The sequence below is a fragment of the Chryseobacterium endalhagicum genome, from assembly GCF_016745235.1.
Taxonomy (GTDB): Bacteria; Bacteroidota; Bacteroidia; order Flavobacteriales; family Weeksellaceae; genus Chryseobacterium; species Chryseobacterium endalhagicum.
Genome location: NZ_JAELVM010000001.1, coordinates 1479507 through 1492750 on the forward strand (window position 1 = coordinate 1479507; position 13244 = coordinate 1492750).

At 37.3% G+C, this 13244-nt stretch carries 13 protein-coding genes; 6 read left to right on the top strand and 7 right to left on the bottom strand.

The window, feature by feature from the left end; translation table 11 throughout:
* Nucleotides 1-96 precede the first annotated feature (96 nt).
* Nucleotides 97-723, top strand: coding sequence for an SGNH/GDSL hydrolase family protein (locus JET18_RS06430; protein ID WP_202089787.1), 627 nt, complete (start codon nucleotides 97-99; stop codon nucleotides 721-723).
* The gene (locus tag JET18_RS06435) at nucleotides 723-1055 is read left to right on the top strand and encodes a gamma-glutamylcyclotransferase family protein (protein WP_202089789.1); all 333 of its coding nucleotides are present in this window, start codon (nucleotides 723-725) and stop codon (nucleotides 1053-1055) included. The genes JET18_RS06430 and JET18_RS06435 overlap by 1 nt, the downstream gene beginning before the upstream one ends.
* Before the next feature lie 275 nt (nucleotides 1056-1330).
* On the opposite strand, the gene JET18_RS06440 is transcribed toward JET18_RS06435, so the two are convergent.
* Nucleotides 1331-1684, bottom strand: a complete 354-nt coding sequence (locus tag JET18_RS06440; RefSeq protein ID WP_202089791.1) for a diacylglycerol kinase family protein — start codon at nucleotides 1682-1684, stop codon at nucleotides 1331-1333.
* A 256-nt stretch (nucleotides 1685-1940) separates the two neighbouring features.
* Between JET18_RS06440 and dnaN the strand changes: the two genes are divergently transcribed.
* The 4 genes from dnaN (at nucleotide 1941) to JET18_RS06460 (ending at nucleotide 7654) form a co-directional block, all read left to right on the top strand.
* Entirely contained in the window at nucleotides 1941-3071 is a 1131-nt protein-coding gene (dnaN, locus tag JET18_RS06445) for a DNA polymerase III subunit beta (RefSeq protein ID WP_202089792.1), read from the top strand.
* Between the two features lie 106 nt (nucleotides 3072-3177).
* The gene (locus tag JET18_RS06450; protein WP_202089794.1) at nucleotides 3178-3609 is read left to right on the top strand and encodes a hypothetical protein; all 432 of its coding nucleotides are present in this window, start codon (nucleotides 3178-3180) and stop codon (nucleotides 3607-3609) included.
* Between the two features lie 240 nt (nucleotides 3610-3849).
* Nucleotides 3850-6252 carry a phenylalanine--tRNA ligase subunit beta gene (gene pheT, locus JET18_RS06455; RefSeq protein WP_202089795.1) on the top strand — a complete coding sequence of 801 codons (2403 nt, stop codon included), beginning with the start codon at nucleotides 3850-3852 and terminating at the stop codon, nucleotides 6250-6252.
* Nucleotides 6253-7243: 991 nt separating this feature from the next.
* The gene (locus JET18_RS06460) at nucleotides 7244-7654 is read left to right on the top strand and encodes an META domain-containing protein (RefSeq protein ID WP_202089797.1); all 411 of its coding nucleotides are present in this window, start codon (nucleotides 7244-7246) and stop codon (nucleotides 7652-7654) included.
* Nucleotides 7655-7704: 50 nt separating this feature from the next.
* On the opposite strand, the gene JET18_RS06465 is transcribed toward JET18_RS06460, so the two are convergent.
* The 6 genes from JET18_RS06465 to JET18_RS06490 all read right to left on the bottom strand — a co-directional run bounded on the left by JET18_RS06465 (nucleotide 7705) and on the right by JET18_RS06490 (nucleotide 13240).
* Entirely contained in the window at nucleotides 7705-7944 is a 240-nt protein-coding gene (locus JET18_RS06465; RefSeq protein ID WP_007845674.1) for a hypothetical protein, read from the bottom strand.
* 52 nt (nucleotides 7945-7996) lie between these two features.
* On the bottom strand, nucleotides 7997-8887 hold the full coding sequence (locus JET18_RS06470; RefSeq protein WP_202090728.1) for a 3-hydroxybutyryl-CoA dehydrogenase: 891 nt from the start codon (nucleotides 8885-8887) through the stop codon (nucleotides 7997-7999).
* An 11-nt stretch (nucleotides 8888-8898) separates the two neighbouring features.
* A complete protein-coding gene (locus tag JET18_RS06475; RefSeq protein WP_202089799.1) occupies nucleotides 8899-9309 on the bottom strand; it encodes a hypothetical protein in 411 nt (136 codons plus the stop codon).
* A 67-nt stretch (nucleotides 9310-9376) separates the two neighbouring features.
* On the bottom strand, nucleotides 9377-10255 hold the full coding sequence (gene bla-A, locus JET18_RS06480) for a CGA/CIA family class A beta-lactamase (protein WP_202089801.1): 879 nt from the start codon (nucleotides 10253-10255) through the stop codon (nucleotides 9377-9379).
* A 64-nt stretch (nucleotides 10256-10319) separates the two neighbouring features.
* The gene (locus tag JET18_RS06485) at nucleotides 10320-12050 is read right to left on the bottom strand and encodes a cellulase family glycosylhydrolase (protein WP_202089802.1); all 1731 of its coding nucleotides are present in this window, start codon (nucleotides 12048-12050) and stop codon (nucleotides 10320-10322) included.
* 227 nt (nucleotides 12051-12277) lie between these two features.
* Complete coding sequence (locus JET18_RS06490; protein WP_202089804.1) at nucleotides 12278-13240, bottom strand: Gfo/Idh/MocA family protein; 963 nt, start codon at nucleotides 13238-13240, stop codon at nucleotides 12278-12280.
* Nucleotides 13241-13244 lie beyond the last annotated feature (4 nt).

Consider the following 13244-nt stretch of genomic DNA (forward strand, 5'->3'; position numbering starts at 1 on the left):
TTATGAGTGATGAGTGATGGTCAACAGTATTACTGATATCCTAACAATACTAATTTCTAACATCTAACTTCTAATATCTAACATCTAATTTAAAAAATGAAAAAAATGATTTACGGGCTGTTCTTCGGCGACAGCATTACTTATGGAGAATACGACGGAGTATTCGGCGGATGGGTAGATATCCTGAAAAGATATGCCCTGCAGCAGTTTCATGAAGGGAGCAACGAACTGATTCTTTTTAATCTTGGAATAGGCGGTGAAACCACAGAAGGCTTACTGAAAAGAATGCCTCACGAACTGGCTGCCAGAAATTCTGCAGAAGGAAATATTGTTTTTATCGGGTATGGGGCCAATGATCTTGCCGTAAAGAATGGAAGTCAGATGGTAAGTGCTGATCAGTTCAGGAATAATATCAAAACGGCAGTTCAGCATGCCAAACACTATTCCGGGGATATTTATCTGGTGAGTATTCTTCCGTTTTCCGAAAAAGTAGATGGAATAGAATCTGCAACAGGGAAATTACGGATCAACGGAGATGTTTTAATATACAACCAGATTCTTAAAGATACAGCCGCTGAAAATGCTTTACACTATATTGATTTTTATGCTGCAATAGTGGAAGACAAAGAAATTCTGCTTTCTGCTGACGGCGTTCATCCCAATGAAAAAGGCTACGGCATCATGGCTGAAACGGCAATACCAATCATTGAAAAATATTTATAATGGTCCATTTATTTTCTTACGGAACCCTGCAGAAAGAGCAGGTACAAATTGAAACATTCGGAAGACTTCTGGAAGGGGAGAAAGATATTCTGACAGGTTATACAATGAAAATGGTGGAAATTACCGATCCAGAAGTGTTGCGCAAAAGCAACCAGAAATACCATCCGATCCTGGAACTGTCTGGAGACAGCGGTGATGAAGTGGAAGGAATGCTTTTCGAAGTGACGGAAGAGGAAATTCTTCAGGCAGATGAATATGAAGTGGATGATTATAAAAGAATTGAAGCGGTTTTCAAATCGGGAAAGAAAGGATTTATTTATGTTGGGAAATAAATGCTCTCCCACGGACTTTTAAAACGATTTTTATCAATATCAACGGGCTTTAGCCCGTTTTTTTATTAAATGTATATGAATGAATTAATTCCCGCAGTAATATTTTTTTTCTCCCACAGATTTCGCAGATGCCACAGATTTTTAACATACAGAAAATATCCAATAGGGATGGGCTTTAGCCCATTCAACATTCATTCAACACATAATTATTAATCCAATAGCAATGTTTAATTTTAATCCCTAATCCCTAATCCCTAATCCCTAATCCCTAATCCCTAAAAAACATATTTCCAGTAAACCACAATCCCTACAATAACAGATCCCACTACCATCACCAAAACAGCTCCCGCAGCAATATCTTTAATAAAGCCAATTCTTTTATCGAAATCAGGTTGAATGATGTCACATACTTTTTCTATCGCTGTATTAAAAATTTCAGCACTTAAAACACTTAAGGAAGCCATAAGAATAAGAGCTGCATCCACTGTTGAAAGTTTAAAATAGAAGATCAGAAAAAGATTAATGAAAAAGGCGGCAAGTTCGATCTGGAAATTTCTTTCCGTTTTCGCCATCAGAAGAATACCGCGCAAAGCGTTGATGAAACTTTTATAAATCGGCGGTTTTCGCATGGTTTATTTTCTGACAAATATAGGATTTGTATTTTGATGAAGAGGGGACGGTGACGTTCTGTTTTTATTATACTATTCACGCATCAATGAAAAACGGGTGCGGGAAATCTTAACATAAAAAATTAATCATTGCCAAAATCCGGATATAAAGTCAAGTCTCAAAACAGATTAGTGATATTTGTGAAAAACTCCCTATGATTATTTTTTTCATTATAGTTTCTATTTATTATATTTGTAGAAACTTATTTTTAAATCTATGAAATTTATTATTTCAAGTGGTGAACTGCAGAAAGCATTGCAAACTGTAAGTGGCGTAATATCAAGCTCTCAATCGAGACCGATTTTAGAAAACTATCTTTTTGAATTAGACGGAAATAACGTTACCATTACAGCATCTGATGGCGAGACTACTCTTGTGACTTCTCTGGAAGTAAAGTCTGACGATTCGGGTAAATTTGCCGTTCCTGCTAAAATTTTTCAGGATTTTATCAAGACTTATGGTGAACAGCCTTTAACGTTCGTGGTAAAGGATAATGCAGAAGGAACCGGAAGCCAGCTTGAGATTTTAGATGAAAAAGACAATTTCGCAGTAGCGCTGGATAATGCTGATGATTACCCTGAGCTGCCGGAATTTGACGCGTCTCAGAGCGTAGCAATGCCGGCCGGAGTTTTATCCGAAGCTTTAACGAACACTCTTTTTGCAACCAGCAACGATTCTCTTCGTCCGGTAATGACAGGTGTATTGTTCCAGTTTGGTGAGAACGAAACGAATTTTGTTTCTACCGATTCTCACAGATTGGTTGTATATAAAAGAACAGACCTGATGAACGCCGAGCCTATGGAATTCATCATGCCTAAAAAGCCTCTGAACATTTTCAAAAATATCTTAGCAAGCTCCAATGAAGACGTGACCATCGACTTCAACGAGAATATGGCTAAATTTACTTTTGGAAAACATATCTGGATCTGCAGACTGATAGACGGGAAATATCCTAACTATACAGCCGTAATCCCGAAAGAAAATCCAAATATACTGACGATCAACAGAAACCTTCTTTTAGGAGCGATCAAAAGAGCATCGATCATGTCTAACAAATCTACCAACCAGGTGAGATTTAAGCTGTCTGCCAACATTCTTCACCTTCATGCCGAAGATACGGAATATGCAAACAAAGCGGATATGCAGATTCCTTGCGACTATAACGGAGAAGATATCAATATCGGTTTCAGCTCGAAGTTTTTAACGGAGATGCTTACGATTTTAAGCTCTGACGATATCACGATGAAAATGTCTCAACCGAACAGACCGGGAATTATTGAACCTCTTGACGGTCTTGAAGAAAGTGAAAATATTTTAATGTTATCAATGCCGGTAATCGGATTGTAATAAATTAAGAAAATAATTAATGAAAAGGATTTTGAGTTATCAAAATCCTTTTTTATTGTAATAGCTTTAATATTGTTTTTAGAAATATGGAACTTAAAACTAATACATGAACACTAGAATTCCAACAATAATATTCTTAATTTTATTATTAATCGGTTGTAAACCAATGTTATATAATCCTGTCGGGGTGTGGAAGCTTTCGAGTGTAATAAATAGCAGTGATGTTTATGCAAATCGGTCTTCTCTAATTCCAGAAAAAGTTGAAAGTAACATGGTCTTGATTTTAGAAAATAACGGGCATTTTACATCCAATGGAAATTTATGCAATGGAAATTGGAAGGAAACAATGGAAAAGAAATCAGTTGGAAAATACTATTACAAAAAAAATCCAGATAACATTTTCAGGTTGGAAACAAATGAATGCCCGGGAATAGGAGGCGATCATCATTTTATATTGAAAGATAGGAAACTAGAATTATATTATCCTTCCGTTACAGGGTATAGAATCCAAATATTTGAGAAAGTCTCAAATGAATAAAATAAAAAGGCAGGATAAAAAGCGTTTTACAGACCTATTCATGACATCATAAAATTAAAACTTATTCTCTTAAAGTGAGCTCTAAATTTCGCCGTTTCTCAAAAAAACACGACATTTGTACCGCGGAAAATTCTTGTCAATTTTCAAAATAAAAAAGGTTTCTGACCTTGAAAAAGAACAAAAATGATCAGATAAAAGGAGTAAAAAACTGCATCTGGTCTATAAAAATAGATTGAGCAAATGAAAATATCAAACAACTGGCTGAAAGACTTTATCAAAACGGAACTGAAAACTGAAAGAATCGGAGAATTCCTTACAGATATAGGTCTTGAAGTAGAGGGGATAGAAAAATTTGAAAGTGTAAGAGGAAGTCTGGAAGGGATTGTTGTAGGAAAAGTACTGACCTGCGAAAAGCACCCGAATGCAGACAAGTTAAAGAAAACAACAGTTGACGTAGGAAACGGAAAAATATTAAATATTGTTTGCGGAGCTCCGAACGTAGAAGCAGGGCAGACTGTTCCTGTAGCTGTTGTGGGAACTAAAATCTATGATAAAACCGGAAACTTTTTTGAGATCAAAGAAGCAAAGATCAGAAGCGAAGTTTCTCAGGGGATGATCTGTGCGGAAGACGAACTTGGCCTTAGCGAAGACCACGGAGGTATCATGGTTTTAGATGAAACCAAATATGAAGTAGGGAAGAACTTTGCAGATTATTTTGAACTGGCTAATGATGAAGTGATTGAAATCGGTTTGACGCCGAACAGAACAGACGCTATGTCTCATTACGGCGTTGCCAGGGATCTTCACGCATTCCTTTCAACCAATCAGCAGAAATCCACGTTTGAGAAAGTATCTTCTGAAGCTTTAAATGGCGAAGGTACTCACAGTTTCACTTTGGAAGTTGAAAACACTGAACTGTGCCCAAGATACATCGGAGCAGTGATTGAAGACGTAAAAGTAGCTGAATCTCCGTCATGGTTAAAAGACAGATTAAAAGCAATCGGTTTAAACCCGATCAACAATATTGTAGATATTACCAACTATATCCTTCACGGATACGGACAGCCTCTTCATGCCTTTGATGCAGACAAGATTACAGGCAGCAAAGTGAAAGTGGGAACGGTAAAAACAGGAACCAAATTCACAACCCTGGATGGTGTTGAAAGAACTTTAAACGGTTCTGAGGTGATGATCAAAGACGGAAAAGATAATCCTATGTGTATTGCCGGAGTTTTCGGGGGTGCTACTTCAGGAGTTTCTGATGAAACGAAAACGATCTTCCTGGAAAGTGCTTACTTCAATCCGGTTGCCGTAAGAAAAGGTGCTAAATTTCATGGTTTAAATACAGACGCTTCTTTCAGATTCGAAAGAGGAGTAGATCCTAATATCACGAGAACAGCTATCACTCACGCAATTAAAATGATCCAGGAAATTGCTGGCGGAAAATTAGTGGGAGATCTGTTGGAAGAATATCCAAAGAAAATCGAGGACAATTATGTGATCATCAGATTCTCAAAAATTGAACAGATTTTAGGAACAAAAATCCACAGAGAAAAAGTAAAGGAGATCTTAAAAGCTTTGGAAATCCAGGTTTTAAACGAGATTCAGAACGGACTTGAAATTTCTGTACCGGCTTACAGAGCTGATGTAACCAGAGAAATTGATGTGATTGAAGAAATCTTAAGAATCTACGGATACAACAAGATCGATGCTCCGCAGAAAATTTCGTTTACACCGGTGAAACTGAGCGCCAACGATCAGGACGAACTGGAAAACAACTGGGCAAGAACTTTACAAAGTATTGGATTCAATGAAGTGATGAACAACTCACTGACTTCTGTAAAAGATGAAACCGATGCTGTAAAATTACTGAATCCATTAAGTGGTGATCTTGCGTTCATGAGAAAATCTTTATTGGAAGGTCTTCTTCAAAATGCGGTGTACAACATCAACAGAAAGAATCAGGATATCAAGTTCTTCGAATTCGGAAAAATTTACCATAAAAAAGATAAATACGAGGAAAGAAAGCAATTAGCAATCCTTGTGACAGGAAGAGATGTAGCGGAAAACTGGTTACAGCCTAAATCTGCCGTAAGCTTCTACAACCTTAAGGCTTATGTAAAAGTTTTATTGGAAAGACTGGCTGTTAGTTATAAAGAAGTGGCTTTAACCGACGATAGATTCTCAGATTCATTAGCTTATGAGGCAGATGGAAAAACGTTAGTAAGAATCGGGAAAGTATTTCCTGCAATGCTGAAAGATTTTGATATTGATCAGGAATGTTTCTACGCAGAAATCGAACTTGAACTGGCGCAGGAATTACGTTCTAAAAACGAACTTAAGTTTAAAGATATTCCTAAATTCAACAAGATCAGAAGAGACCTTGCCCTGTTGATCGATAAAAACGTAAACTATCAGGATCTTTATGAAACGGCGAAAAAGAATAAATCTCCTTTCATTAAGGGAATTAACTTATTCGATGTTTATGAAGGGAAAAACCTTCCGGAAGGGAAAAAGTCTTATGCCATGAGTTTTGAGCTTCTGAATGAAGAGAAAACACTGGAAGAAAAAGAAATTTCCGAAGTGATGGATTCTCTGATCAAATCTTTCCAGAAAGAATATAACGCAGAATTAAGATCTTAATTCAGATAAAAATATATCATTGAAACGGGCTTTAGCCCGTTTTTTTGTTTCCTTTTTCACGCAGATTGAACAGATCAGGCAGATTCAGAAGGTTAATTTCATGATATAATTCCTGCATAAGAAAATCTGCTCAATCAGCCAGATCTGCGCGAAAAGACAACATTCCTATAATCATTCAATAGGAGCGGGCTTTAGCCCGTTTTCAAATGATTCCGATTGTACAATGGCTTTAGCCAAATTAAAGAACCGTTTTTTGTTTCTCGCAGATCTCACGGATCCCGCAGATCATAGCTCCTGTTAATAATTCCCTGATTTCAATACGAAAAAAATCTGCTTCATCAGCCAGATCTGCGAGAGACTAAAAATCCGATGATAGATATTCAATAGAAACGGGCTTTAGCCCGCTTCCAAATGATTCTGATTGTACAATGGCTTTAGCCAAATTAAAGAACCGTTTTTGTTTCTCGCAGATCCCACAGATTCCGCAGATCAGAGTTCCGGCTAATAATCCATGATTTCAATACGAAAAAAATCTGCTTCATCAGCCAAATCCGCGGGAGATTAAAAATCCGATGATAGATATTCAATAGGAGCGGGCTTTAGCCCGCTTTCAAATTATTCCGATTGTACAATGGCTTTAGCCAAATTAAAGAACCGTTTTTGTTTCTCGCAGATCTCACAGATTCCACAGATCATAGTTCCGGCTAATAATCCCTGATTTCAATATTAAAAAAATCTGCTTCATCAGCCAAATCCGCGAGAGACTAAAAATCTGATGATAGATATTCAATAGAAACGGGCTTCAGCCCGTTTTAAAATAATCAACCCAATCAATCGGCTTTAGCCAAAATAAAATTAAAAGATCATTCACGGAATCATTTATATTGAATTGAAAATCCTGAAATTAGAATTCTTAAAAAGTAATAAAATCCCCCGCGCCCCGTTTAAATAATATAATTTCCTTAAATTTGAGTAATTCTAAAAGAAAAAAATGAAAAATCTTTTTTTAAGTATAGGTGCGGCCGCTATTCTGGCGTCGTGCGGTACAATGTCCAGTGCTTCTGCATCAAAAGTAGGAAAAGCTCAGCCTGCGCTGGCTAATACGAAATGGACATTGGCAGATAATGTGAAAGGTAAGGTTCCAACCCTTAATATTGAAGGTGAAAAGATCAATGGAAACGGAGGATGCAACAACTATTTTGGAACTGCTAAAATAGATCCTTCTACGGGTGATTTCTCTGCAGGACAGATGGGATCTACTAAAATGATGTGCAACAATATGAGCGTTGAGCAGAATTTTCTGGATATGGTAGGAAAAGCCAACAAATATGTGATTTCCGGAACTACACTGGAGCTTTATAAAGACAATCTTCTGCTGTTGAAATTCAACAAATCTGAATAAAATAAAAAAGGAACTCAATCTGAGTTCCTTTTTTTATGTTTAGGTCGTTATTATTCTTCCTCTTCTTCGTCGTATTTCGCCAACTCTTCATCACACCATTTAAATGCAGCCTCTACCACTTTTGTAGCTTCGTCTGCCATAGTTTCTTCATCGTCACCTTCCAAATCATCTAACCACTCAACTTCTTCCTCCTCAACGTTTAAGATAAATCTTGGATATTCTGTGTGAACTACGAATAAATCTTCAGGAAATTCCGAATTGTCTGCTAATAAAAACTTTGGTAATTTCATTTTTTTAATATTTTAACTTTAATCAAAGATAAATAAAATTATTGACTTAAAATTATTTCAAAAACATTTTTGAAACTTTTTCAGCTTTTTTACTTTCCGAATAATCATAGAAACCTTCCCCTGACTTTACACCCAGTTTTCCAGCCATTACCATGTTCACAAGAAGTGGGTTTGGAGCATATTTTGGATTCTTGAAACCGTCGTACATTACATTCAGGATTGCAAGACAGATATCAAGACCGATGAAGTCTGCCAATTGAAGAGGTCCCATCGGATGTGCCATTCCAAGCTTCATTACTGTATCGATTTCTTCTACGCCAGCCACTCCGTTGTAAAGTGTTTCGATAGATTCGTTGATCATCGGCATAAGAATTCTGTTTGCTACGAAACCAGGATAATCGTTCACTTCCACAGGAACTTTTCCTAAGGTCTTACTCATTTCATAAATCGCATCGAAAGTCTCTTTAGACGTAGAATATCCTTTGATGATTTCTACCAGTTTCATGATAGGAACAGGATTCATAAAGTGCATTCCGATCACTTTATCAGCTCTTTTCGTTGCTGCTGCAATTTTGGTGATGGAAATAGAAGAAGTATTGGTGGCAAGAATACAGTCAGCCGGCGCAAATTCGTCCATCTGTCCGAAGATTTTCAGTTTCAGATCCTGATTTTCAGTAGCCGCTTCCACGATAAGATCTGCACTTCCTGCAGCATCCTGAAGAGCTGTAAAAGTAGTGATGTTTCCTAATGTTTCCGCTTTCTGTTCTTCCGTAAGGTTCCCTTTTGCAATGATTCTGTCAAGGTTTGTTGTAATTGTTTTCAGTCCTCTGTCCAGCGCATCCTGAGATACATCTACCAGATTGACTTTGAATCCGCTTTGTGCAAAAGTATGCGCAATACCGTTCCCCATAGTTCCAGCTCCAATAACTACAATGTTTTTGATCATTTTTTCTTTTATTTTTTATAGATAGTTAAATTTTTTATGTCTTTAAGGTCAGAACCATGAACAGTCACTGCAGAATCGAAATTCACGTGACCATCGCTGTCCTTTTTTCTCTGTTCATTTTGTAAAGCCACAGCAGATTGAAGACCTTTTAAGAATGTTTTCCTTTTCTTTTTACTGAGTTTATCGATTCCGATGTATAAATTGAATTCGCCTTCTCTTCCCAGTCCGCCCTGCTGTAAAATTTCAAAGGATTTGAGCTTATTCTTTTTCTCAAAACGTTTTACATAATCCATTAACGGCTGTGTAGAAGGTGTTCCACAGCAGATACTGCTATAGCTGACCTGGATATAGTTCTGATTCTTCTGTGAAAAAAAGAATACAGAAGAAAACAGGAATACTGTAATGATGATCTTTTTCATAGTAATGGTTTGGTGAACTTGATTTTTATCTCAGCAATTTCTCAGCTTTAAAAATAAGCTTAATATTTTACTTATTAAAATCGTCCCAGACCGCCTTAGAAATATCCGAAACCATCCTGCAGTTCACCACATCTGATTCTGTAGAATTGTTCACAAACACAGCGATGGCGTAATGTTTTCCGTTCGGCAGGGTGATAATTCCCATATCATTTTCGGCTACGGTAAGTCCGTCGTCATATTTTCCGGAAGCACCGGTTTTATGAGCTGCGGGTGTATTTTCAGGAAGCTGTTCAACAATTTTATTGGTGCCGGTTTTTGTTCCCAGCATAATTTTCATCAGATAATCCGTAGATTGTTTGGAAAGCAGTTTTCCGTCGTAGAATTTTTTCAGTACCTGAACCGCAGAATTGGGCGTGCTGAAGTTGTCGTACTGGGTTTTCCAGTTTTTGTGCATATCATCCTCGTTGCGTTTGATCTGAAAGCCTTTTACACCTTTCGAATCCATGAATTTCCGAACGGTTTGCGTTCCTCCTATAAGTTTCAGTAAAAGATCACAGCCGTTATTGTCGCTTAATGCAACCGTATAATCCAGTACCTCTCCCAAAGACAGTGAAATATTGGCATCAGGGTATTTTTCGCGGATCGGCGACCATGTATTTTCCAGCATATCTTCCTTTTTAAAGAAAAGTTTCTGATCCAATGACAATTTTCCTTTATCCACAAGATCAAGCAAAGCACAGGCAATATGAAATTTGAAAACACTTAAAGTGGGAAGTTCCTTATCTCCGTTTTTGCTATAGGTAAAATTATTCTCAAAGCCAAGAACCGAAACCCCGACAGTTGCTTTTTTGCCCTCCGTAATAGAATTTATTTTTTGAGCCAGGACTGATTTCTGAGCCATTGCCAGTGACGAAACCAGAATAAGAAAAAGGCCTATTTTTTTCATAAATATTTAGATTAAAAGAAATCCCTTTCAGATACTAAAAGGGATTTGCAATTTAAGATATTTATTACTGTATTTCAAAATAATTCAGGTTCGAGCCGCCGCTTTCAAAATGCAGCCTGATTTTATGTATTCCCTTCTCCAAAGGAATGTTTTTTACCGAAACTGTTTTCCAGTTTTCAACGCCACCTGTGGAAGGAAGTGAAATGCTGGCCAGCTGTTTTCCCGAAGCATCTTTCAGGGTGATATCAGCATCCGTAAGGCCTGCATACCTGATATTGAACGTATGGTTTTTCCCGGATTTTACATTCACTGTATACTGAAGCCATTCTCCCGCCTCAGTTTTTCCTACGTAGTAGGTATTGGTAACAGCATCATGACAACGATAAATATCCACACCGTCATTTCTCATCTGCTGTCCGGAATTCCATTCAGATCTTTTCTTCGGATCGCTTACCCAAAGGTTGATAAAATCTTTATCCAGATAAGCTGCACCCATTCTTCCTAAATCATACTCAGATGCGAATACTCTTCCCGGAACCTGATGGTTTTTAAACGGTTTTGTAGAGTCATCTGTCACCTGCCTGAACATGGCATCAATAACATCATTCTTGATCTCAACATTGCTGAATTTATAATGCTCCGCGATCTGCATCAATGTTTTTTTTGCAAAATCCTGAGAAGGTTTTTCACCTCCGTTTTTCCAGTAATTCAGAAGCTTTTCATATTCAGGAGTGATCTTTACATTGGTGATTCCTGCAATATTATCGATCTTTTTCATAGGCCAGAATGCATACCCGATATTATGCTTGTCCAGAAGCTGGATCAGTTCCGTAAACCACACATTGGAATTTTCTCCGGTTTCACCAAGCCAGATCGGAATGTTATGCTTTTTTCTGAGATCAAGGATAGACTGGATGGTTTCATCATTATTATAATTCCAGTATTTATGGAAGCTGAATACCAGATTTTTGTCCCAGAGCGGGATCAGTCCATTGTAATTATTTCCCCATCCGTTTCCTTCAATGAATATAATATGCTTTTTATCTGTTTCCCGGATGGCGTCCGTAATGTCTTTCTGTAATTTCCATAGTGGAGCATTCGACATTTCATCCGTACCGTTCGGGTTTTTCCCTGTGAAATTGATATTCGGCTCGTTGATCAGGTCGTAGCCGCCGATCCACGGTTCATCTTTATATCTTTCGGCAAGCTTTTTCCAGAGAGCAATTGTTTTTTGCTGATTTTCTGTGCTTTCCCAAAGTGAAGGTTTTGTTTTGTCATTATCGGAAATATTAACGTCATTTCCCTGTCCTCCCGGCGCTGCATGAAGATCAAGAATCAAATATATTTTATTGGCAGCACACCAGTTCAGAAGATCATCTGTCATTTTAAAACCTTCCTCCAGCCAGGTATTCTGTCCTTTTACCGGTTCTTTTTCAATGGGAAGCGTATACAAATCATAGTGCATAGGCAGTCTTATAGAATTAAATCCCGCTTTAGCCAGAAAATCGATATCCTGTTTGGTAATGCCGTTTTTAAGATAGGCTTTATAGAAATCCTTCATTCCGTTTTCACCTATCAGTTCAGAGATCTTTTCTTTGATCTTGTACTGAGGGCCTGCAAAGTCAGCCGTTTTCAGCATATATCCTTCCTGCAGCATCCATCCGCCGAGACCCAGACCCCGCAGCTGAATGTTTTCACCTTTGTCATTAATTATTTTCTGTCCGTCTGTTTTTAATAATTGTGATGTCCCAAATTGAGACAATAATAAAGCGGATATTAGAATGACTCTTTTCATAATGATTGATGTATTTAAATTATTGGAGAGATTTTTAGGATAATTGTTTTTAAGAAAGACAAATATATTTAAAAAATCCAGAATAAAAATTAAAATTATGTAACGAAAACAGATTATTTTCAGTAAATCGGAAAAATAAAATCAACCATGTAAAATAATAAGGCTAAAAATAAAACAGGCCGCCATGTATAAAATGACAGCCTGTTAAAGTATGATAGGGAGCTCTTTTAAGAGATCAGTTTTACAATTTCAAGGGCAACTTTTAAAGCTTCAGTTCCGTCTTCCAAAGAAACTTCTACATTTTTACCGTCAGTAATCGCATCCGCAAAAGAATTTAATTCATCAAGAATAGCATTATTAGGCTGAATATCCGGATATTCAAAAAGGATCTGATTCTTTTCACCGTCCGCATTTTCAATAATCATATCAAATGGAGTAGGGTTTTCAGGTGCATCTTTCATACGGATCACTTCCGCTTTTTTCTCCAGGAAATCTACGGAGATATACGCATCTTTCTGGAAGAAACGGCTCTTTCTCATCGCTTTCATCGAAATTCTGGATGTGGTAAGGTTCGCTACACAGCCATTTTCAAATTCTATTCTGGCATTCGCGATATCCGGCGTTTTACTTACGACACACACACCACTGGCGTGAATATTTTTAACCTTTGATTTCGCCATGCTTAATAAAATATCAAGATCATGGATCATTAAATCCAAAACAACAGAAACATCCGTCCCTCTTGGATTGAATTCTGCCAGTCTGTGGATTTCAATAAACATCGGATTTTTAATATATTCCTTTGTCGCAATAAAAGCAGGATTATATCTTTCAACATGTCCTACCTGCGCCTTGATGCCGTTTTCCTGGCATTTGTGAAGGATTTCTTCGGCCTGGTCAAGGGTTTGGGTTACCGGTTTTTCAATGAAAAAATGAAGCTTTTTTTCAATTGCTTTTAAAGCATAATCGTAATGATACACGGTAGGAGTTACAATATCCAGCATATCGATCTGATCGAGAAGTTCGTCAAAATTTTCAAAATATTTATACCCGAATTCAGCTTCTATTTTTTTTCCGTTTTCAATGTCTTTATCGTGGAAACCTACCAGCTCGTACTTATCTGACTGGTTAAGAAGTCTTAAATGGATCTTTCCCAGATGTCCGGCACCTACCAAACCTGCTTTTAACATAGAT